Origin of the sequence: Salinicola halimionae (genome assembly GCF_003206065.1) — a bacterium.
Lineage (GTDB): Bacteria > Pseudomonadota > Gammaproteobacteria > Pseudomonadales > Halomonadaceae > Salinicola > Salinicola halimionae.
This window is the reverse complement of record NZ_PZJQ01000005.1, coordinates 729223-751077: the sequence shown is the minus strand read 5'-3', so window position 1 is coordinate 751077 and position 21855 is coordinate 729223. Positions and strand designations below refer to the sequence as shown.

Genomic DNA, 21855 nt, shown 5'->3' with positions numbered 1-21855 from the left:
ATCAGAAGCCCGAGCGACGCAGCTCGCTGACGAACAATCCTATTGCCGAGATCAGGAAATAGATGGCGCCCAGCGCCGCATAGTAGGCCACGGTCGTCATCAAGGGTGGCGCTGGCAGTCGGGCCAGCCAGAGAAAAAAGGCGCCTGCCCAGGCAGACTGAAGACCGCTCAGGATCATCACCAGGGCCCACGAGGCCTCACAACGCTTCCAGCGCCCGAGGGCGATGCTCAGTTGCAGCAGGCCCGAGAGAATCGCCCAGACACCGAACACGGCGAGCACCGAGTTATCGCTCATCTGTAGTGCGACGACCACGGAGAGTGCCGTGAAAGCACTGATGAAGACATTGATGGACTGTACCCGATTCCTGCCCCATCCGCCGCTGCGCTGCGCATCGATGAAGTTGGCCGCCGCGTCCCAGGCCGGATACAGCACGAGCAGGATCATCGTGAGCATCGGCGCATCGCGCTCCGCGGTGAAGGCAGTAGCCACCCAGATGGCCGAAAACCCCGCACGGAAGAAGTAATAGGATTTTAGCCAACCTTCCTGACCGATAACGGTGAAGTCCACATAACCCTTCATGATTGACATCCGACTAGTAGGTAGTCTTAAAAAACAAATAAAATCACCCGCCTATCGTCATGGCCACGGGGACTGGTTATCGGCAGACTGCACCGCTCAAATTCCGGCGTACCATTCATAACCCCGATCTTCCCAAAAGCCGCCGTTGCCACCCCACAAGGCGGCGAAACTGTCGACGATCGCGATGCGCATGATGTACTTGGCCTGCTTGTAACCCAGCTGTCGTTCGACTCTAAGACGCAGCGGTGCGCCGTGGCCCACCGATAGATCCTGGTCGTTCATTCGGTATGCGAGAATCGTCTGCGGGTGGAAAGCGTCAATGAGGTCGATGCTTTCATAATATTGACCACTGCCATCGAGCGTCTTTTCGAGCTCGTCGGCGCAGTGGAAGACCGCGAAGCGCGCCGTAGGCTTGAGTCCGCTCGCTGCCAGGAGACTCCCGAGTGGAACACCGGTCCATTTGGCAATGGCACTCCACCCTTCGACGCAGTCATGACGAGTGATCTGAGTGCGTGCGGGAAGTTTCTTGAGATCTGCCAGCGAGAGCTCAAGCGGCCGGTCGACAAGCCCGTCGATCTTCAACCGCCAGTGTGCGAAGTTGCCTTCGGCCAGCTGCGCATACGCCTCGCTGTCCGGGGCGCTGGTTCCGTTCACGCGGAACGCTGGCGAGATGTCCGTTTCGGCAAATTCGCGAGCGAGTGCATCACGGCCCAGAAGCAGTCTCTGGGCTCTCATGGTCAGCTTCTCTGCGGAGCGAATCACGCCTCCCACTTCGGGATTCTGTTCCAGCCTGTCACAGCCGGACAGCGCGAGCGCGCTCACCCCCAAAGTGCTGCCGATCAGAAAGCGACGGCGTGTAAGACCTGTCATGCATCAGACTCCTTCTTGCGGATCGCATAGCGACCCGTGACCATCGAACGCAGGTTGTTCCAGGGTCCTGACAGGATGACCATGGCGACGTGAACGATCACGAACACGACCAGCAGCGAGGCGGTGATGAAGTGAAGCGAGCGAGCGGACTGGCGACCACCGAAGAGGTCGAGGAGGACCGGAAACGCGGCGTCAATGCCTGGGGACAGAGTCAATCCGGTCAAGATCATCAGAGGAAGCAGCCCGGCAAAGACTCCGATATAGGCCAGCTTCTGAAGCACGTTATAGTGCCGGGCATCTTCCCCGGCAGGGAAGCGCAAGCGAGCATGATCGACGATTTCCCGCCAGAAATGACGCGGTGCGATTTCATGCCGCTTCACCGCCAAATCCCGATGAAAATGCCCGCTCAGAACGCCGTATCCCAAGTAGATAAGACCGTTGATGACGAACACCCAGGCGAAAAAGAAATGCCAGTTCCGGCCAGCGGCAAGGTCCTGATAGGACGGGAACGTAAGCCAAGTCGGAAACGCTTGCGGTGCCCACTCGCCCTCAACCTTCGACAGGCCCAGAACACCCGTGGTGGGCACGGAGACACTGCCGATCCTGACGAAGCCGTGCGGCGCCCCATGGCTTTCGCCCGCTCCTACCGTGAGAAAGGCAGGATCGGAATCCATGCCGTATTGACCCCAGTGGAGTTGCGGGTAGGCGTTGAATATCTGAAGACCGCTCATTAGCAGAAAGCTCAGGCACAGCACGTTCAGCCAGTGCGATAAGCGCGTCACCACGGAATGGCGTCGGATAAAGACGGTGGTCCCCCGCGGTGCCGATTGCGGTGGTGTCGATCGGAGCGGTGGTGTCTCCTGGTTCATGAGTCGGTCCTGGTGGGTTTGCGGCGTCGATCGGAACAGCGCAACGTTTGCGAGATCGAATGCGCCATCGGCCTGGCAAAATCTTGAGTCCAGCCAGGACGATGGCGGCCTGCAGTCACATCGGCGGGATGACACCATTGGTGCCAACGACGACCTGCTTCGCGGTCAAGCTGTCATCCGTGCTTTTCTCGACGGGGACGAAAACGACTGCTCCCGACTTAAGATCAGCCTTGGTGGCTGGTGCAAGGGTAACGACGGGCGTTCCTTCAGGGATGCTGATTTTCTTATCTTTTCCGTGATAAGTGACGGTAACGGTGCGGCCATCCACACCTTTGACAGCGTCTGCGACCGTGGCGTTGGTCATGGTGCTTTGGGGCTTCAGATCCCAACCGAAACTGCCCTCGCTTGCGCCCTTCAGAGCTGGTGGGAATATCAGTACCTCGAGAGCACCACTGCCGCCGTTCTTCATGGGAAGCGAAGCGATACCGACATAATCGCCGGGCTTGATATCGGTAATGGCAGCGCGAGCAACACCCGAAACCATTGCTCCTTCTGCAAGCGCAATGTCGACGGTCTGACCTTCACGTGTATCCACCTTCAACGTCTGATCGCTGAAACTGACCACATCGCCGCGCACGTTCATTGGCTCAGCCATGGCGCTTTGAGCGAAAGCCGCTGAGCCAATGGCTGCAGCCGTGAAGCAACCCACTACAAATTGACGTAACATTTCGATTCTCCATGCTATCTACTAGTAGATAGGTAATTTAGCCTAACAAGAGCGGATTTATCTGCCTGCCGACACAAGGCTAACAGCAGTCAAACCGTTTGTCTACCTACTGAATGGTAGATAAATGGGATGATGAGCCAATTTTTGCTTACCGGACCGGTTCATGACCGATCCGCCATTAACCTCTCGATCAAGGAATCGGTGACGACCTTGAACACCTTGTCATCGCCGTAGGCCCGAGCCGACAGCATCGCTCCGTGCACGCCAGCCACGAATCCCTCCGCCTCGGATCGAGCGGTACCGGAAAGAACGAACCTCTCCTGTGTCGCGCCCTCCTCCAGGACAGCGGTCAGCCACGCCGATAACGTGCGGAAATGCGCACGGACCTCGACCACGATCTCCGGCGGCAGCACGGGTATCTGGCTCGCGAGCAAGGCGCATACACAGAAAGCACTCGTGGGATCAGCGATACACGTCGCCCAGTAATCCGTATAGGCGCGGAGTTGATCCGCGGGGTCAGGGTTATAACGTTCCAGTGCGGCGATCCCCGCCTTTGCCTCTTCACGATATTGCTCCAGAAGCGTCCGAACCAGATCGACCTTGCTGGGAAAATGATGGTGGATGCTCGCCTTGCGAATGCCTACGACTTCAGCGATGTCTGCATAGCTGAAGCCGTTGTATCCCCCAGCGATGATCAGGGAGCGCGCGCATTGAAGGATTTTGTCAGCGGTACTTGTGGGATTGGTCATGATTGGCATATCTACCTTCTAGTAGAATATTTGTCAAGATCGGCCCGCCGTGCCGGTGAAGCCAGGCTAGAGTTGATAGAAAAGAAAACGTGAACAGAGGCTCCACAGAAAGCCATTTTCGACCTGCTCTTTTTCGACCGGCTACCAGTCTGCACTTCTATTTATTCACAACGATTTATCCAAGCCGAATTATTCAAAACGATTCATTCAAGACAGAAGCTTCTAGCAAAGGACGCAATGCGACGCCTCTTGCCGTACCTCCTATTCCGTCGTTTATCAAGATCTCGGACCGGTTTTCAATATATCGCCTAATACTCGCATCGACGGTAATGCGTTTGAAATCTCGGAGCGAATCAATCAATTGTGGCGTCAGATGATCGAGCTTGGGGCGGATATCTTCGGCAAGGCTCGGCGGAGCGTCAAAGGGTGGGTGTTTCATTCGTTCCCATCGGTCATGGAGTCGATGCTGAATGATTTTACTAGCGTCAAACTGGTGCCTGAAAAATTCCAGGGCAAATGACTCATCGATACCCGCTCGTGTGGCTTCGACCACGACCCGATCTAAAATTTTTGCTTCCCGTGCCGGCGCATCGATGGAATCACCAGAATTCCATTTAGCCTCTGCGACATCCGATGCGATGGCAAGACGCTCAGCAACCAATCTCAGCAAATGATCCATCACCGGCTTCGCATCATGAGCAGGTTCAGCGGAGCGAGCCTGGTAAGCAGCTCCAAGCACCAATATGACGGGTATGATGGCTCGTAGCATGAAATGAAAAACAGACATGAAAGACCACCTTCCACCGCCCATTATGATCCTCCGTAAAGTGTGAGAAACGACTCACCCAAGACGACGCGGCGCGCGGCATCGTGCTCGAGACGTTGAATGAAGACTGAGATATTATTGGCCCGCGGGCGAACCGTTTTTGGCTAAGTGGTCAGCAGCGATCTGTCCATGTCGTTGCACGGCCTCGTCAATGATCAACCTCATTAATCTCTCGATAAAAACCTGATCGAGCTCGGCGTCATCCGCAAGTTTTCTCAGGCGAGCATGTTGCGACTTCTCCCTGTCTTCATCCACCGGGGGAAACCCATGCTCGGCTTTCAACATACCGATTTCATTGGTACACCGAAAACGCTCAGCGAGAATATAAACTAAAGCTGCATCGATATTATCGATCGTCTTTCGACGCGATTCTAATTGAGCGACAACGTCGCGTTGTTTCATAACGCTCCCTCTTCAACGGCGCTTCTAGCAGAGATTTCAACGGCGCTTCTGGCAAAGACTAGCGCTTCCCAAGATGCCGCCTGGAATGCAAGCCTCATGGGTCAGAAGATCAAATCGTGAAGGCACCCTTCATTGACAAGAAAGCCTACCTTCCGAATGGTAGGCAGTCAACGCCGTTGCTCGATTTTCGCAGTGCCGTTCCACCTTCCGCCCGAGCCCCTGATCACCTGAGCAGATCCCCGATATAGCAGTTCAGGCTCCGGAGCCGGTCACCCGTTGCCTGCACGCCCATCAGGCATGCCAAGGCCCGTAGAGGAGTACTCCCACCAGGCTACTCGTGGTCACGACACTATGAGCTTGCCCCAAGCGTGATCGATCGCTAACATAGAAACCAACCGGTTCCTATTTCGACTTAACAGGAAACTACATCGATGACAGCTCACCCTGGTCTTGGACGTCCCCGAGAGTTCGACCTGGACGTTGCTGCACGCGACGCCATGAACGTGTTCTGGGACCATGGATACGAAGGGACATCCCTACCCGATTTGATCGAAGGCACTGGGCTGTCGCGGGGCAGCCTTTACAAGGCATTCGGCGATAAGAAAAAGCTGCTGCTCGCGGCGCTCGACCTGTATATGGCAGAGGGACTCAGGGCCACCGCAGACCTCTTGTCGCAGCCTGGTACGGTCAAAGAGGCTATTCGTGCTTCGCTGCTGCGCTACGCCCACCTCTCCTCGGACGAGGCGGGCCGGCGTGGCTGCCTCGTTGTGGCCATCGCAGTCGAGATGGCGGCCCACGACCCCGCGCTCGCGGAACGCGCTGCACAGATGTTTCGTCGCATACAGCAACTCTATGTCGGCGCGATCGTGCGTGGGCAGGCAAACGGCGAAATCGCCGAAGGGGATGAGCAGGTCATGGCACGCTTTCTGGTCTGCCAGATTCAGGGAATGCGCGTGCTGGGAAAAACCGGTGGCCTCGAAGCAGACATGGTCGCGCTGGTCGATAGCGCGATGCTAATGCTCGAACGGAATTAAATTTATCCATTTAGGAACCAATCAGTTCCTTAAAAAAGGGCTATCTCATGTCGCTTGATACCAAGTCTCCTCCTGCACCGCACCGTTGGGCGGTGTTTGCGATCCTGCTTGTCGGCACCTTTCTGCCGCCGCTCGATTTCTTCATCGTCAATGTCGCACTTCCCTCGATTCGCGAGGACCTGGGTGCCTCGCCTTCGTCCCAGCAACTGGTCATTTCGGCTTATGCCGCGGTTTATGCCGTGACGCTAATTACCGGCGGCCGCCTGGGCGATCTGTTTGGGCGCGGCAGAGTATTCCTTTGCGGATTGATCGGCTTTGCGGTCGCCTCGGCGCTATGCGGTATCGCATGGTCACCCTGGGCTCTCATCATCGGGCGCATCCTGCAGGGCGTAACGGCGGCCATCATGGCACCGCAAGCCCTGGCTTCGATTCAGGTGATCTTTCCAGAAACAGAGAAGCCGCTGGCACTCAGCCTCTATGGCGCGGTGTTCGGCCTGGCCGCCACCATCGGACAGGCCCTCGGGGGCATCTTGATTTCGCTGGACCTGCTAGGGCTGGGTTGGCGGGCGATCTTCCTGATCAATCTGCCGCTGGCAATTCTGGTGGCGCTGTTCGGGCTCCCTCTCCTCAAGGATACGCATCTCCGGCACGCCCGCAGATTGGACATCGGCGGTACAGTACTGTCGATGGCTACCCTCGGCGCGCTGATCATACCGCTCATCGAAGGACGTGAGGCGGGGTGGCCCCTGTGGTCCTGGCTATCACTCGGCGCAGTGCCGCCGTTGGCGTGGTACTTCTGGCGTTATGAAAGCAGGCTCGCCAATACGGGGCGCGCTCCACTGCTGTATCCTCCCGCGCTAAAAGCGCCGGGCCTGGGACGAGCACTATTGATCGCGCTGTTGTTCTACACGATCGCCGCGTTCTTCCTTCTCTTCTCGGTGTTTCTGCAGGGCGCCTTGCATCTGAATGCCCTCAGTGCGGGCCTGATCTTCCTGCCGTTCGGGGCGGGATTTCTGCTGGGACCGCTGGCGGCCCCACTGGGCAGGCGCGTCGTTGGCGTCTACGTCAATGCCATTGGCATGGCGCTTGAAGCCGTCGGTTTCCTTTGCCTGGTCTGGCTGGTCACCACGTCCCCGCTGGGCATGCCGTTGGCATTCGTGCCGCTCGCGGGCCTGCTCTTCACGATTGGATTTGGTCAGGGGCTTGCGCTGCCCACCTTGATGCGGATGGTGACGAGCCGAGTCGCACCGGCATTTTCAGGCATGATCGCAGGCATCGCCACGTCTACGCTGCAAGTCAGCGCCGCACTGAGTGTCGCGATAATTGGTGGAATTTTTTATTCCCTTCTGGGCCTTCGGGCTGATCCGGCTACCATTACTCACGCTTTCGCTGTATCCATGCTATGCATCGCTTTGTGTCTCGCCGTCGGGTCGGGTTTGAGCATCACTCTCGTCCGGCGCCCAAGCATCTCGCCTTCGGCCAATGGCCGGGTATCTGGCACATAGCGGTAAGCCATCTTTTCGCCATTAGATTCGAGTGTGCCCTTTATGGAAGATCGTCAGATCGTCATTCCCGATGACATGAAATTACTGTTCGAACAAACGGGCTATGCACCGGCGGTGAAGGTGGGCCAAACATTGTATTGCGCAGGACAAGTCGGACGGACGCCCGACCTATCTGTCGTCGAAGACCCGGAACTGCAGTTCCTGGCCGCTTGGAGAAATGTTCGCCTTGTCCTGGAAACCGGAGGTTGCTCATTTGGAGACGTCGTTGATCTGACGACCTACCACATCGATTTGCAACGAACTCTTCCACTGTTTCGGAAAGTGAAGGATAACGTGTTCCCTAGGAACACTTGCACCTGGACTTGTATAGGAGTTCACGAACTTGCTAAACCAGGCCTGCTTGTAGAAATTAAATGTGTCGCAGTACATCGATGAACGTTGTAATTCGAATCGCTTTTCCGCCAGCGTCCGCGTAGCCTCAGCATGGCAGTATAATTCAACGCGTTCATTTTCCATGGGACGCGTTAATGCTAACTTAGCAGTATTCCTAAACAACAATTTTAACACCTGATTGAATCATGAACAAAAATAATGATCCATACAAAATATGACTGAAAACATCATGCAGTAATGCAAGCTGTTCATCGAACGCGTGAGTCAAGAGATGCCGCCGAACATCTAACGGTACGATCCGTCAAGAACGTATTCACTTGGGAGAAAGTCGATGGTCGCTGGCCGATCAGCCTCGACGTCTGGAATTCGCCGGCCAGACAAGGTGCGGGAGAGATCCAATAGGAGGGATCATTACTAGCCCAATGACCAGGCTGCAGGGCCATTTGTACAAAAATGAGAGGCTAAATCTCACGAGGCAGCCTCTCATCATGGACTAGGCGGAAAAACCGCCATCCACCAACAACTCGGCGCCCGTGACGAAGTCCGCCTCGTGACTCACCAGGTAAGCCACTGCGCCGGCAATGTCTTTACCCTGGCCATAGCGCCCAACAGCCAACCGGGGAAGCATTACCTCGGCCACAGGGCCATCTATAGGATTCATGTCAGTTTCCACTGGGCCAGGTTGGACCGTGTTGACAGTGATGCCGCGCGGCCCCAGATCACGCACCAACCCTCTCGTGTAGCCAGATACGGCGCCCTTGGTCAGGGTGTAAAGTGAAATAGTACCAAACCCGACATATTGAGTGACATTACTACCAATATGAACAATACGTCCGCCTTGCCCCATATGCTTCAACGCTTCCTCGGTGGCAGCGACCATACCAGTGACGTTGACAGCCAGCATTCTCTGATAATCCTCGGATGTTACTTCTCCGGGATTCCCCAGAACGAGAATGCCAGCATTGTTCACTAGAATATCGATCTTGCCGAAGGCTTCGAACACGTCATTGACCGCTGCTCTGACCTGATCCGGATTACCTGCGTCAGCTTGGATCGCCTTCGCCTTCCCGCCCCATGCCTGAACTTCCGAGACCAATGTCTCGGCCTTGCCGGGAGAGGAATGGTAAGTCAGCACCACTGTCGCACCATCTGCAGCCAAACGGCGAACAATAGCGGCCCCGATACCGCGGGAACCACCAGTGACGATCGCCACCTTGTTCTTCAAAGAGTTGGTCATTTCATGACTTCCTATGCATGGCCCTAGTGGGCTGTAGTCAAACTTATTCGTCTAACACAAATCGCTTTATTGGCACCGCCCTATCACTTTTATCCCACGCGATAATCATGAAATGCCCAGACTCACGGGCAAACCTGCTTATCATTTGAAATCACTTAAGGCCATGTTCAATCTCAGGTCCGGTGGTCTAAGAACAACAGGGCATGGCTGGATACCCAGCGGGGGGAGATAAACCGGAAAGGCAACAACCCACCTTTCTCGACTAGCGAGTGGAAAAGGGTCACAGCGGAGTAAAAAGGCTTCTCATCACGACTGTCGCGTCCGTGAATTTCTTGACATCAGCCATGACTAGCTCGGTTTCCGGCGAGGCCAGTGCCACATCAATATCGTTGGTTTCCCGAAAGCGATATACTCCGATGGAAAGCCAGCCATCCCCGTTGCCAGCGGGATAGAACGCTTCCGCAGCCTCGAGGCCATATTGTCCCCAGCACTTCATCGCCAGCGCGAGATGCTGGGTAGCGTAATATTCACGATCGAATCTTGTATTTTCGTCACCAACACAAACAACCATCATCTTGGTCATGAGTATCGTTTCCAATTTAGTTTTAAGCCGTCCAGCGATCTCGCGAAGAGCATGACGAAGGCCAAAAGTGAACCAGTGCAGATTTTGCCACAGACCGCCTACCCTGCTTTCCAGTAAGTGATTTAGCCCGTGCCACGACCTATCAGGCTCCAGCGGTGTCGATATCGATTCAGCTCTTCGCGGACTGGATCGTATAGTCCGCCATCACCGACCAGTCGCGATCACCGAGACCGGCATCGACCGTTTCGGCCATCCTTTGATAGACCGCTGCCAGCATCGGTAGCGAACCTTCGGTTTGCTCGGCGGCCTCAGTAGCCAGGCGCAAGTCCTTGAGGCCCAACGTCGCCTTGAATCCCGGCTCATAGTCGTCATTCGCGATATTGGCCGAGTAGACCTGATAGGAGCGACTGCCGAACAACGTGCCCAGGATCAACTCGAAGAAGCGTTCACGCTCCAGGCCGTTGCCCTCGGTCAGCGAGACCGCTTCCGCCATCGCCTCGATCGCCATGGCGATCATCATGTTGCAAGCGATCTTGGCCGCGTTGGCAGCGGGTGGCCGGTCGCCCATGAGCCATACCTTTTTGCCAATGGCCTCGAACACCGGTTGCACCCGATCAACCGCCGTGGCTCTTCCCCCGGCCAGAATGTTGAGTTCACCCTTGGCGGCAACATCCGGCCTGCCCAGCACCGGCGCCGCGACGTAATCCACCCCGGCGTTGGCATGCAGGGCCACCAGCTCGTGCGAAAATGCCAACGAGATGGTCGAGGCCACGATATGCACGGTGCCTGCTGCGGCATGTTCCAGGACACCGCCCTCCAGCAGTGACTCCCGAATCGCCGCATCGTCGGGGAGCATGGTCAGCACCGCGTCCCCCTGGAACGCCTCCTGCGGTGAAGCCACCATGGTCACGCCATCGAGCTCGCCACCGGAACGATTCCAGGCCTTGACCGTGTGCCCGGCCGCAACGAGATTGCTCGCCATGGCGCGTCCCATCGCCCCTAATCCAATAACACCAATGTCCATTGCCCCACTCCTGTTGTCTGAAGGTTTTCGTCACCAGCCTCTCTACTGATGTCGAAGAAGCCGCTCAGTCGAAATCGGTATGAAACGCAGTCTCCCGCCAGGCTTCCATATCAGCGCGGAAAGCATCGAACTTGCGCTCGGCAATCCCGTAGGCGATCGGCCCCAGCGGCAGATGGAGTGGCGGATGCCTGGCATCGACGGCCTGCATTATCACCGCCGTGGCTTTCTCGGGGTCTCCAGCCTGCTTACCATCATTGCTATCTCGATAGGCACGCCGCTGGCCCGCCGTCTCGGCATAGACATCGATCTCCCTCGCAGCCGTCGCGATGGATCGTCCCAGAAACTCGGTACGAAACGGACCTGGCTCCACGATGATCACTTGAACGCCCAACGGTCCGACTTCCTTGGCCAGCGCTTCCGAGAACCCCTCCACCGCAAATTTGGTAGCGCTGTAGTAACCGGAACCCGCGCCACCAGAGAGTCCTGCGCCCGACGACAGGTTGACGATGCGCGCCCCGGCTCTCCGACGCAGAACCGGCAGCGCCATCCGTGTCGTCTCGATCAAACCGAACACGTTCACCTCGAACATGGGTCGGTACTCTTCCGGTTCCGCCTCTTCGACCGCGCCGATGAAGCCATACCCCGCGTTGTTGACCAGCACATCGAGCCCACCGAATTCATGCTCCGAAAGCGCAATGGCGGCAGCCACCGAGCCCGGCTCGGTAACATCGAGCCGAACGGCCCGCACATGATCAGGAAAGCGATCGGCGAGATCGCGTAGCGTGTCCGGGTTGCGGGCGGTGGCGACGACGTTATCGCCTCGCGCGGCGGCAGCCTCAGCAACATGCTTCCCGAGACCGCTGGAACAACCGGTGATGAGCCAAGTCTTGTTCATGGCACTCTCCTCAATGTCTTATGCAAAATCGGTGCAGTCCGTTCATAGCGGCTGGAGTTACGGCCGCCCGATCCCCGACATGAGATCGGACTGATAGGTATTACCGACCAAGCTCACACGGTCGCCAGGCAGCCAAAATGTCCGCGCCGGACGGTACGCGCGGGGGTGGTTTTCCCAGGGCGCATAGACCGGCGCTGCTTCGGGCTTGCTCATACACGTTTCCTTCAGAGAGTGATGGCTCGGGCTCGTTGCGGCTCGATATCGGTGAAACTCACGACATCCGCCATGACTCCTGGCACTTCCGGAGAGGCGAAGGCGGCCTGCATCGCCGCCTCGTCACGAAAGCGGCACTCGCAGATCGCGATCGTCCCCGGCTGCTCGACGGCAGGAAAAAAGGCACTGACGCTCTCCAGCCCGTACTGCTGCCAAGCCTGCATCACCAGCGGCAGATGCTGGCCAACGTAATAGGTGCGGTCGAAACGGCTCCCGATTGCCCCCTGATAGTTCACATAGACCGTGACGGCGGTCTCTCTTGCAGACACTCCTTGCCGATCATTCACGGCTCAGGCGCCGAAGCCGCCATCGATCGTGTGCATGGCACCGGTGATGCCGCTAGCGTGCGGCCCGGCCAGATAGGCGGTCAGATGGGCCACGTCCTGGGCGGTGCCGTGACGCTTGATCGCCATGACGCTGTGCATCTGCTCGGCAAGTTCGCCGTCGGCGGGGTTCATGTCGGTATCCGTCGGCCCCGGCTGCACGATATTGATAGTGATGCCGCGCGGCCCAAAATCCCGAGCCAGTCCGCGTGCCATACCCTGTAGCGCCGACTTGCTCAGCGCATAGGCCGCCAGTCCCGGAAACGGCATCCGGTCGCCGTTGACCGACCCGATCACGATGATGCGCCCGCCCTCCTTCATGGCCCGTGCTGCCTCCACTGAGGCGTGGTACGGCGCTCGCACATTGACGTCGATCAGGTGATCGACCGCATCCGGATCCAGCGTCAGAGGGTCACCCGCTACCAGTACGCCGGCGTTGAATATCATGATGTCCAGAGGTCCCGTCTCACGCACGGTCACCATCATCGCGTCGCGGTCAGCCGCATCAGTGTGAACCGCTGTCGCCCCCGTCTTTGTCGCCAGGCTTTGCGCCGCTTCCTGCGAGCCCGAGTAGGTAAAACTCACCCGCGCCCCGCTCTCGGCAAAGAGAGCCACGATGGCGGCGCCAATACCACGGCTTCCCCCAACGACCAGAACACGCTTGTCTACGAAACTCATGAGAAGCACCTCGGGTAGCAAATTTGATAGCAATCACTATAAAATTAGGCGGAATGCATGCGCAAGGATTTTTATAGTGAACACTAAAGAAAATACCGAACCAGCGCCGAGGTCCCGGGGCCGTCCCCGTGGCTTCGACATGGAAACCGCACTGGATACGGGCCAGCGTCTATTTCATGCTGGCAGTTATGAAACTGTGGGGTTGGCGGCACTGACCGACGCACTCGGTGTGAAGCCGCCCAGTTTCTACAAGGCGTTTGGTAGCAAGTCCGAGTTTTTCGCACAGGTCATCGAGCGCTACGCACAATCGGCCCTCGCGCTGGACGAGATCCTGCTACCCGGCCGGGCGCCGGCGGATGCACTGGCGGAATTGCTGGAGAGCGCCGCAAGAACCTATGTGCGAGATCCGGAACAGCGGGGATGCCTTGTTCTCGAAGCCGCCCGAGGCAATGACGGAGACGCCAGCGTCATTCACGCACGCCGGGTGGCAAATCAGCGCCGTTATCGACTTCGCGAATTTATCGCCCGCACCCATCCAGAGCGCGCATCGGCGGTTACCGACTTCGTGGCCAGCACGATGTCCGGGCTTTCAGCCAGTGCGCGAGAAGGCATGGACGAATCCCGGTTACTCGGTGTAGCACGCACTGCCGTCGCAGGCCTGAAGGCACGATTGGATGCGGATTGATGGCGGGTATGCACCTTCATCTCATTGTTGAGGTCATAACCTAGGCGTTCGACAGGTTCGGGATCATGTCGAGCGGCTAACATCGAGCTGGCAGCTACCTGGCCGAAGGACTGCTTATCAATGGGGAGACTTCGAGGATGGTGGGCCCAGTAGGACTTGAACCTACGACCAAGGGATTATGAGTCCCCTGCTCTAACCAACTGAGCTATAGGCCCTGAAACGCGGGAGCCGTATGATAACCAAAGCGGCCGGCACAGGCCAGCCGCTGTTGAACGGTATGAACGTCCAGGGAGGACACGATGTCATCGAACACGATCATTCGCCGGATTGCCGGCATCGGCTTGGCTGCGGGCCTGGTGACATTCTGCGGCCTGACCCAGGCCGCGTGGCAGCTCGACCCCAATCAGTCTCGAGTCACGGCGACGGTGACGGAGATCACCAGCGACGGCGAGTCGATTACCCACGAGCACTCGCTGCGCCGCATGGAAGGCCAGATCAGCTCGGACGGCACGCTAAAGCTGCCCGTGAGGCTCAATCAGACGGACGTGCTCGATCGGCTGGGCGACCTGCCTCCGTGGATGTCATCGTTGACCAACACCACGCTGGTGACGGTGGTCACGCAACTGCCGCCGGAGCGAATCAATTCATTGAAGGTGGGCCAGTCGACGGTCGAGATACTGACCCTGCGCACGGATTCGAACGGCGAACAGCGTCAGGAGAAGCTGCCGGTGCGTTTCACCCGCGAGTCGGAGGATGTGGTGCGCGCGCGCAATGCCGAGCCGGTATCGCTCGATGGCAAGGCGCTGATGCAGAATCAGAACGTGCGTTCGATTCTGTCGCTGATGGGTTATCAGCAGATCGGCGATGAGGTGCCAGTGGAGCTCAACGCCGTGCTGGTCGATCGTTGATCGATGTCTGAAGTCGGACCGCCGTTCGAAACGTTGCCATTCGGCTGCCACTCGCCCAAGAGCGAGTGGCCCTGGCAACTCGCATTTCCCGAGGCCTGCTTTAGCGCCCTTCGCTTCGACACCCACGCCTTATGTGAAACCGATCTCGATGCCTGGGATCTCCCGACGCCCGAGCGCCTGAAAACCGCCGCCGCCAAACGGCGGGCGGAGTTCGTGGGTGGGCGCCTTGCAGCTCGGCACGCCATCGGTGCGCTGACGGGCTCGCCATCGACACCTGCGCAGGACGCCGAACAGCTTCCCGGCTGGCCAGCCGATACCGTCGGCTCGATCACCCATAGCCGAGGTCTGGCAGCAGCGGTCGTCGCCAGGCGCCCGGACTTTCACGGCGTCGGGCTGGATGCCGAGGTGGTGATGAGCGCCGAGCGGGCACAACGGCTGGCCCCTCAGATTCTGGTGGGATCGGAACAGGCCTGGTTCGAACGATTACCCGCCGAAAGACAGGGGGAATTCGTGACGCTGGTGTTCTCGCTCAAGGAGAGCCTGTTCAAGGCGCTCTATCCGCTGGTTCGTCGGCGCTTCTACTTTCCGAACGCCCGACTGATCGCCTGGGACGCTCGCGAGGGCTCGGTCACCATCGAACTGCTCAAGACGTTGTCGTCACAGTGGCCGGCGGGTAGCCGTCTATCCGGTCACGTTACGACAATCGATGAATATCTGTTGACGCTGATCATGATTCAGGGAAAATAGTAAGCCAGCAAATCATTTGCGCGACATGCGATTGCATCGACCGCGATCGCGACTGGCTAGCCCCTGGAACGTTTCCCCAATGATCAAATGGATTCTCATACTGCTTTTTCTGGCTAGTGTGCTTTACACACACTACCGCGGTCGCGTACGCCACAAGCCGCTGCGTCAGGCCTCCGACCATTCCACTTTCATGGCGCCGATCAACGCACTGATGACGCTGTTCGGCCGTGACAAGGACCGGCCCTACCACGATCTGGCGAGTTATCCGGAACTCGAACGACTGACCGGCAACTGGGAGACGATCCGCGATGAAGCGATGGCGCTGCAGGATCATATCAAGGCCTCGTCGCGCTACGACGACGCCGGTTTCAATTCGTTCTTCCGCCGCGGCTGGAAACGTTTCTATCTGAAGTGGTACGGCGAAAGCCATGCCTCGGCCGAGCAGCTCTGCCCGCAGACCACCCGGCTACTGGCCGGCATCCCCAACGTCAAGGCGGCGATGTTCGCCGAGCTTCCGGCAGGCAGCCACTTGACGTTGCATCGCGATCCTTACGCCGGCTCGCTTCGCTACCACCTGGGCTTGATCACGCCCAACGACGACCGCTGCTATATCGATGTCGATGGTGAGAAGTACAGCTGGCGCGACGGCGAGGCAGTGATGTTCGACGAGACCTATCTACATCGTGCCGAGAACGGGTCGGATCAGAATCGCATTATTCTGTTCTGCGACATCGAACGGCCGATGAAGTATGGCTGGGCGCGCAGCCTCAACTATTTCTTTGGCCGTACGGTCATGGCGGCGGCCAGTTCGCCCAACGACGAAAACGACCATACCGGCGGCCTCAACCGAGCGTTCAAATACATCTATGCCGTGCGCCGTCAGGGCAAGGCGCTGAAAAAGCGCAACAAGCCACTCTACTACGCGATCAAGTGGGCACTATTCGCGTTGGTCATCATCGCGATCATTGCCTGGTAGACGAATCCGGCGGGCAGCTCATGGTCCGCCGCTTTCCCTCTCCACTTTCATTCCCCCGTTCCCCTTTCCTCGCTCCACTTTCCGCTCCGGCAACTCACCGCCGCCCCTCGGCCGCGGTTGTAGCTTCCGGGCCTAGTTATTGAAAATAATTGTCATTTCGGTTCAGAAATTCGGCTCCCCTGCGTCTTCTCCTGTGCAATATCCATGGATAAGAACGAGTTTCATTCAAGGGGAGTCTGTCATTCATGCATCATGTTCTGCGTTACCCGGTAAGTGCACTGGCCTGCGCTTGCCTGTCGTTTCCAGTCTGGGCTCAGCAGACGGGTGACGATACGGTATCCACCTCGGTACCCGCCGGCACGGCGGCCAGCGGAACCTCCCTCGATACGGTCACGGTGACCGGGCAGTCTGCCGCCACCAAGACCGAGACCCCCGTCGTCGAAACCCCGCAGACCGTCTCCAATGTCGATCGCGAGGAAATGGACGAACGTGGCGTGCGCACGCTGCGCGAAGCCGCCCAGTACACGCCCGGGGTCTACAACAATCAGGTCGGGGCCTCGAACCGCTACGATTACCTGGTCATGCGGGGCTTCTCCGACGGCAGCCTGAGCAACACCTATCTCGACGGACTCAAGGTGATGGGCGACGCCAACGGCTACAGCTCGATGGTGATCGACCCGTGGTTTCTGGATAACGTCGAAATCGTCAAAGGGCCGGCGTCGGTGCTCTACGGCCGCTCGTCACCCGGCGGCCTGGTTGCGTTGACCAGCAAGAAGCCGCTGTTCGAGGATCGCAACGAGCTGCGTTTCAGCACCGGTACCAACAGCCAGCGCAGCGCCGCGTTCGACTTTTCCGGGCCGCTGGACGACGAGAGCCGCGTCGCTTATCGCCTGGTCGGGATCGGCAGCAAGAGCGATACCCAGTTCGGGCCAATCGAGGAAGAGCGCTACGCCATCGCGCCGTCGATCACCTGGGACGCAACCGATGACACGTCCGTCACCTTCATGGCCTACCTGCAAAAGGATCCGGAAGGCGGTTACCACTCCGGCGTGCCCTATGAGGGAGCCGTCAGCAGCCATAACGGCCGCCACATCAGCAATGATTTCTTCGACGGTGAAGACGACTACGACAAGTTCGAGCGTACGCAGCGCATGTTCGGCTATGACCTCGAGCACCGCTTCAGCGACAACGTTACCGCCCGCCAGAAGCTGCGCTACCTGAACTCGGACGTCGAGCTGAATCAGGTCTACGGCTACGGCTGGGTGTCGCCGGACTCCAACGAACTGAACCGCTATTACTCCGGCGGCCGCGAATCCCTCGACGCCTGGACCGTCGACAACCAGGTGGAAGCGAAGCTCAAGAGTGGCTTCATCGATCACACCGTGCTGGTCGGCGTGGACTATCAGAAGCGCAAGAACGATGTGGAATGGACCGCCGGCGCATTCCCCAGCATCGACGCCTTCAACCCCAGCTACGGCGCCGGCCCGATCGGAGAGATTGGGGTCACCAACGACGAGCGCCATGAACTCACCCAGACCGGCATCTATCTGCAGGATCAGATGGAGATCGATCGCTGGCGCCTCACCCTCGGCGGCCGCTACGACTGGGTCGATATCAAGAACACCGACCATCTGAACGATACTGAAAGCACCCTCGACGACACCCAGTTCAGCGGCCGCGCCGGTGTGCTCTATCGCTTCGATAACGGGATCGCGCCCTACTTGAGCTACAACACCGCCTTCACCCCGACCAGCTTCGTCGACGGTAACGGCGATCTACTGGAACCGATGGAAGGCGAACAGTGGGAGACCGGGCTCAAGTATCAGCCGCCGGAAAGCCGCGATCTCTACACCTTGTCGCTGTTCCGGATCAACCAGGAAAACGTCGCGACCAAGGAGCAGCCCACCGACGACTATCGCTCCGTCGGCGAGATCCAGTCTCAGGGCGTCGAGCTACAGGCGCGCACCTACCTGACCGACAACTTCCGGTTGCAGGCCGGCTACAGCTATACCGACATCACCTACGAAAAAAGCGACGTGCCCGGCGAGCAGGGTAACCACGCCATCTATGCACCGCGCCATCAGGCCAGTCTCTGGGGTCACTATTCCTTCAAGAACGGAGCCTTCGACAACGGCGCACTCGACGGGCTCGATGTTGGCGTCGGCGTACGGTACTACGGCGATATCTACGCCGACCGGGCCAATACCGAGAAAGTCCCCGACTACACCCTGGTGGATGCCGCCGTGGGCTACGACCTGAGCCAGGTCGGGCTAAAAGGCGTCAACGCCCGGGTCAACGTAGGCAACCTGCTCGACAAGGAGTACGTCGCCTCGTGTAACTCGCTCGAATACTGCTATTTCGGGGCGGAGCGGAATGTCACCGCCACCGTTTCCTATCAGTTCTAGCGCGAACCCGTTCTAGCACGGCGCGTTCTAGCGTGCCCCAAAGCTAATCGATCGCCGGCTGCAGGACGCGGCCGGCACTCATCGACACCGCATCACTCATCGTTTCGCTCTCTTTCGACATGCGCGCTCCCAGCGTCGCATTGGCCGCGCCTTTGTCTGCAAAAAGGTCCGTCACAAACCAACGGACTGCCAAAGGCATCAGGAAGGCAATCAGGAGAAACGTCATGCCACATGACATGGAATTCGCCACGCCCATCCCCTTGCATCGGGCCCGTCCACCAGGTTCGCCTGAAACCCTGACGCTGTTCGGCGAGCAGTCGCTGGATGCCTACCGTGATGGCATGCAGCAATGCGTGGAGCGGGTCCAGCGCACGCTGCGCCGGGCGCAGGGCCCTTCGAGTGGCATCGCCCCGCACGAACTGCAGCCCGCCTTCGAAGCGATCGATCTCGACCGGCCCCTGAACGATCTCGACGCCAGCCTCGAGGAAATCCAGCGGCTCTATCTCGATCATGCCGTGTACTTCCACCATCCACGCTATGTCGCGCACCTCAACTGCCCGATCACGCTGCCGTCGATCCTGGCCGAAGCGATCGCCACGCCGCTCAACACGGCGGTGGAAACCTGGGACCAGAGCGCCGGCGCGACCCTGATCGAACAGAAGCTGATCGACTGGACGGCGGCGCGCATCGGACTCGGCGAGGATGCAGACGGCGTGTTCACCAGCGGCGGCACCCAGTCCAACCTGATGGCGTTGAGCATCGCCCGCGACAGCGCCTGCGAAGCGATGCCCGGACACGCCGGCAATCGCCATCACGGGCTCCCCACGAACTTCCGCCAGCTACGTGTGCTCACCTCCGAGGTCAGCCACTTCAGCGTGCAGAAGGCGGCCGCGCTGTTGGGGTTGGGCTACGACGCCGTGATCGCCGTGCCCAGCGATACCGATAAGCGCATGGATATCGACGCGCTTCAGGTCGCGCTGAAAGAGTGCGACGACAAAGGGTTGCTCCCGTTCGCGATCGTCGCCACCGCGGGCACCACGGACTTCGGCAGCATCGATCCGATCCCCACCATGGCCGAACTCTGCCGCCAGCGCGGCATCTGGCTGCATGTGGATGCGGCCTACGGCGGCGGGTTATTGCTCTCGCGCCGTCACCGGCACTGGCTCGCCGGGATCGAGCAGGCGGACTCGGTCAGCATCGATTACCACAAGACCTTCTTCCAGCCAGTGAGCTGCAGCGCCTGCCTGGTTCGCGATCGCCGCCTGCTGCGACACGTTACCTACCACGCCGACTATCTCAACCCCCGCGAGCAGGCCGAGGAAGGCACGCCGGATCTGGTCAACAAGAGCCTGCAGACGACCCGGCGCTTCGATGCGCTGAAACTGTGGATGACCCTTCGCACGATGGGCGCCGATCGCCTGGGCGGCTATCTCGACGACGTCATCGAAGTGGCGCGCGCCACTTATCGATCCATGCGCGACATCGACGATATCGAGGTGCTGATGGCGCCGGCGCTTAGCACGCTGGTGTTTCGTTACCGCCCTGACGGCGTCGACAACGAAGTCGATCTCGACGCGCTCAATCAGCAAATCCGTCAGACGCTGTCGCGACGCGGCGAGGCGGTCATTGCCGGCACTCGGGTCGACGGACGTTTCTACCTCAAGTTCACACTGCTCAACCCGATGACCCGCGTCGAGGACCTGATGGCCCTGATCTCGGACATCGTCCAGGTCGGTGAAGCCCTGGTCTCGTCGTCGCGTCCGCCAATCGTCTGGAGCACGCCATCATGCTGAGCCGCATCTACGACTTCATCGCCGTCGGCCTGGGGCCGTTCAATCTCGGCCTTGCCAGCCTGACCGATCCCATCGACGATCTCGACGGCCTGTTTCTCGAGCGTCGTTCCAGCTTCGACTGGCATCCCGGTCTGCTGCTCGAGGACGCCACCCTGCAGACGCCGTTCATGGCCGACCTGGTCACGCTGGCCGACCCGACCAGCCGCTTCAGCTTTCTCAACTATCTGAAATCCCAGGGGCGACTCTACAACTTCTACATCCGCGAGAACTTCTTCCTGCTGCGCAGCGAGTACAACCGGTACTGCCAGTGGGTCACCACGCAGCTCGAGTCGCTGCGCTTCAATCGCGATGTCCAGAGCATCTCCTACGACGACGCCGAGCAGTGCTATCGCATCCGCTGCCGCGATACCCGCTCTCATCATTCCAACAACGGGGTCGATTTACAGGACAACGACTGCATCTATCGTGCCCGCCGGCTGGTACTGGGCACCGGCAACGAGCCGATGATTCCGGCGTGCTGCCAGCCGGTGGCGGAGCGCGTGGTGCACTCCTCCCGCTATCTCGATCACAAGGCCGCGCTGCAGGCGAAGTCGGCGATCACCATCGTCGGCAGCGGCCAGAGCGCCGCCGAGATCTATCTCGACCTGCTCGAGGAGATCGACACCCACGGCTATACCCTGAGCTGGGTCACCCGCTCGCCGCGCTTCTTCCCGCTGGAGTACGGCAAGCTGACCCTCGAAATGACCTCGCCGGATTACATCGACTATTTCCACGCCCTGCCCGAGGCGACCCGGGACGAGCTGATGCGCCAGCAGAAGGGGCTCTACAAGGGCATCAATCTCGAGCTGATCAACACCATCTACGACCGCCTCTACACCAAGAGCCTGCAGGGCAAAGTGGATACCCATCTGCTGACCTGCGCCCAGCTCGAGAACTGCCGCTTCGATGCCGCCCATCGCCGCTTCGACCTGACCTTCACCCACACCGAGCAGGATCGGCACTTCGAACACCAGACGGAGGGCGTGATCCTGGCCACCGGCTACGCGGCGCAGACACCGGCCTTCCTCGCCCCGATCGAGGACCGGATCCGCCGTGACGGCAACGGACGCTATGCGGTGGGCCGCTATTACGGCATCGGCACCGACGACGACATCTTCGTCCAGAACGCCGAGCTGCATACCCACGGTCTGGTCGCACCGGATCTCGGCATGGCGTGCTACCGCAACGCCTGCATCATCCGAGAGCTTGTCGGACGCGAGGTCTATCCGGTGGAGCGCGGCTTCACCTTCCAGGACTTCGGTGCCCCCGACGAGCGCGTGTTCCAGCCCCGGCGCGCCATGGCATGACTGCCGCCGCGCGCCCCGATTCGCCAT

At 59.1% G+C, this 21855-nt stretch carries 24 protein-coding genes and 1 tRNA gene; 10 read left to right on the top strand and 15 right to left on the bottom strand.

The genetic code is table 11. The features are described 5' to 3' along the window. Position 1: 1 nt before the first annotated feature. The 7 genes from DOM27_RS16290 to DOM27_RS16260 form a co-directional block, all read right to left on the bottom strand. The gene (locus DOM27_RS16290) at positions 2–580 is read right to left on the bottom strand and encodes a hypothetical protein (protein ID WP_223162365.1); all 579 of its coding nucleotides are present in this window, start codon (positions 578–580) and stop codon (positions 2–4) included. 96 nt (positions 581–676) lie between these two features. Beyond that, the gene (locus DOM27_RS16285) at positions 677–1450 is read right to left on the bottom strand and encodes a molybdopterin-binding protein (RefSeq protein ID WP_110657551.1); all 774 of its coding nucleotides are present in this window, start codon (positions 1448–1450) and stop codon (positions 677–679) included. Beyond that, positions 1447–2232, bottom strand: a complete 786-nt coding sequence (locus DOM27_RS16280) for a cytochrome b/b6 domain-containing protein (RefSeq protein ID WP_280952155.1) — start codon at positions 2230–2232, stop codon at positions 1447–1449. Before DOM27_RS16280 ends, DOM27_RS16285 begins: the two co-directional genes overlap by 4 nt. A 202-nt stretch (positions 2233–2434) precedes the next feature. After that, positions 2435–3046, bottom strand: coding sequence for a hypothetical protein (locus DOM27_RS16275; protein ID WP_110657547.1), 612 nt, complete (start codon positions 3044–3046; stop codon positions 2435–2437). Between the two features lie 161 nt (positions 3047–3207). Further along, positions 3208–3795 (bottom strand): TetR/AcrR family transcriptional regulator, encoded by a 588-nt coding sequence (locus DOM27_RS16270; protein WP_110657909.1) that lies wholly within the window; start codon positions 3793–3795, stop codon positions 3208–3210. 193 nt (positions 3796–3988) lie between these two features. Next, positions 3989–4582 carry a gamma subclass chorismate mutase AroQ gene (gene aroQ, locus DOM27_RS16265; RefSeq protein WP_245392766.1) on the bottom strand — a complete coding sequence of 198 codons (594 nt, stop codon included), beginning with the start codon at positions 4580–4582 and terminating at the stop codon, positions 3989–3991. Positions 4583–4696: 114 nt separating this feature from the next. Beyond that, entirely contained in the window at positions 4697–5023 is a 327-nt protein-coding gene (locus DOM27_RS16260) for a chorismate mutase (RefSeq protein ID WP_110657543.1), read from the bottom strand. Between the two features lie 431 nt (positions 5024–5454). Here DOM27_RS16260 and DOM27_RS16255 point away from each other — a divergent pair, with 431 nt between their 5' ends. Genes DOM27_RS16255 through DOM27_RS16245 form a run of 3 tightly spaced genes read left to right on the top strand, consistent with a single transcriptional unit; the run spans position 5455 to position 7997 of the window. After that, a complete protein-coding gene (locus DOM27_RS16255) occupies positions 5455–6057 on the top strand; it encodes a TetR/AcrR family transcriptional regulator (RefSeq protein WP_110657541.1) in 603 nt (200 codons plus the stop codon). Positions 6058–6104: 47 nt separating this feature from the next. Beyond that, complete coding sequence (locus tag DOM27_RS16250) at positions 6105–7562, top strand: MFS transporter (RefSeq protein ID WP_110657539.1); 1458 nt, start codon at positions 6105–6107, stop codon at positions 7560–7562. 42 nt (positions 7563–7604) lie between these two features. After that, positions 7605–7997, top strand: coding sequence for a Rid family hydrolase (locus DOM27_RS16245; RefSeq protein ID WP_110657537.1), 393 nt, complete (start codon positions 7605–7607; stop codon positions 7995–7997). Positions 7998–8448: 451 nt separating this feature from the next. On the opposite strand, the gene DOM27_RS16240 is transcribed toward DOM27_RS16245, so the two are convergent. From DOM27_RS16240 to bdcA, 6 genes are all read right to left on the bottom strand, one after another. Beyond that, positions 8449–9192 (bottom strand): 3-oxoacyl-ACP reductase family protein, encoded by a 744-nt coding sequence (locus DOM27_RS16240; RefSeq protein WP_110657535.1) that lies wholly within the window; start codon positions 9190–9192, stop codon positions 8449–8451. Positions 9193–9472: 280 nt separating this feature from the next. Continuing rightward, positions 9473–9775: an EthD family reductase gene (locus tag DOM27_RS16235; protein ID WP_110657533.1), complete on the bottom strand. Its 303-nt coding sequence runs from the start codon at positions 9773–9775 to the stop codon at positions 9473–9475. A 169-nt stretch (positions 9776–9944) separates the two neighbouring features. Further along, positions 9945–10799 (bottom strand): NAD(P)-dependent oxidoreductase, encoded by an 855-nt coding sequence (locus DOM27_RS16230; RefSeq protein WP_110657531.1) that lies wholly within the window; start codon positions 10797–10799, stop codon positions 9945–9947. Between the two features lie 64 nt (positions 10800–10863). After that, complete coding sequence (locus DOM27_RS16225) at positions 10864–11694, bottom strand: oxidoreductase (RefSeq protein WP_110657529.1); 831 nt, start codon at positions 11692–11694, stop codon at positions 10864–10866. Positions 11695–11918: 224 nt separating this feature from the next. Further along, the gene (locus tag DOM27_RS16220) at positions 11919–12236 is read right to left on the bottom strand and encodes an EthD family reductase (protein ID WP_110657527.1); all 318 of its coding nucleotides are present in this window, start codon (positions 12234–12236) and stop codon (positions 11919–11921) included. A 21-nt stretch (positions 12237–12257) separates the two neighbouring features. Further along, positions 12258–12968 (bottom strand): SDR family oxidoreductase, encoded by a 711-nt coding sequence (bdcA, locus tag DOM27_RS16215; RefSeq protein ID WP_110657525.1) that lies wholly within the window; start codon positions 12966–12968, stop codon positions 12258–12260. A 139-nt stretch (positions 12969–13107) separates the two neighbouring features. On the opposite strand from bdcA, the gene DOM27_RS16210 reads away from it, so the two are divergent. Further along, on the top strand, positions 13108–13653 hold the full coding sequence (locus tag DOM27_RS16210) for a TetR/AcrR family transcriptional regulator (RefSeq protein ID WP_223162364.1): 546 nt from the start codon (positions 13108–13110) through the stop codon (positions 13651–13653). Positions 13654–13791: 138 nt separating this feature from the next. Here the strand turns inward: DOM27_RS16210 and DOM27_RS16205 are convergent. Further along, positions 13792–13868: transfer RNA gene (locus DOM27_RS16205), tRNA-Ile, on the bottom strand. Positions 13869–13952: 84 nt separating this feature from the next. Here DOM27_RS16205 and DOM27_RS16200 point away from each other — a divergent pair. The 4 genes from DOM27_RS16200 to DOM27_RS16185 all read left to right on the top strand — a co-directional run bounded on the left by DOM27_RS16200 (position 13953) and on the right by DOM27_RS16185 (position 18689). After that, positions 13953–14561 carry a hypothetical protein gene (locus DOM27_RS16200; RefSeq protein WP_245392765.1) on the top strand — a complete coding sequence of 203 codons (609 nt, stop codon included), beginning with the start codon at positions 13953–13955 and terminating at the stop codon, positions 14559–14561. A gap of 3 nt (positions 14562–14564) precedes the next feature. Then, positions 14565–15308: a 4'-phosphopantetheinyl transferase family protein gene (locus DOM27_RS16195; RefSeq protein ID WP_110657521.1), complete on the top strand. Its 744-nt coding sequence runs from the start codon at positions 14565–14567 to the stop codon at positions 15306–15308. Positions 15309–15387: 79 nt separating this feature from the next. Further along, entirely contained in the window at positions 15388–16284 is an 897-nt protein-coding gene (gene lpxO, locus DOM27_RS16190) for a lipid A hydroxylase LpxO (protein WP_110657519.1), read from the top strand. A 245-nt stretch (positions 16285–16529) separates the two neighbouring features. Next, complete coding sequence (locus DOM27_RS16185; RefSeq protein WP_110657517.1) at positions 16530–18689, top strand: TonB-dependent siderophore receptor; 2160 nt, start codon at positions 16530–16532, stop codon at positions 18687–18689. A 43-nt stretch (positions 18690–18732) separates the two neighbouring features. Here the strand turns inward: DOM27_RS16185 and DOM27_RS16180 are convergent, their stop codons facing one another. After that, complete coding sequence (locus tag DOM27_RS16180) at positions 18733–18915, bottom strand: hypothetical protein (RefSeq protein WP_110657515.1); 183 nt, start codon at positions 18913–18915, stop codon at positions 18733–18735. Between DOM27_RS16180 and DOM27_RS16175 the strand changes: the two genes are divergently transcribed. Next, positions 18914–20482: a pyridoxal phosphate-dependent decarboxylase family protein gene (locus tag DOM27_RS16175; RefSeq protein ID WP_280952153.1), complete on the top strand. Its 1569-nt coding sequence runs from the start codon at positions 18914–18916 to the stop codon at positions 20480–20482. The genes DOM27_RS16180 and DOM27_RS16175 overlap by 2 nt on opposite strands. After that, the gene (locus DOM27_RS16170; protein ID WP_110657513.1) at positions 20476–21828 is read left to right on the top strand and encodes a lysine N(6)-hydroxylase/L-ornithine N(5)-oxygenase family protein; all 1353 of its coding nucleotides are present in this window, start codon (positions 20476–20478) and stop codon (positions 21826–21828) included. Before DOM27_RS16175 ends, DOM27_RS16170 begins: the two co-directional genes overlap by 7 nt. Positions 21829–21855: the final 27 nt, after the last annotated feature.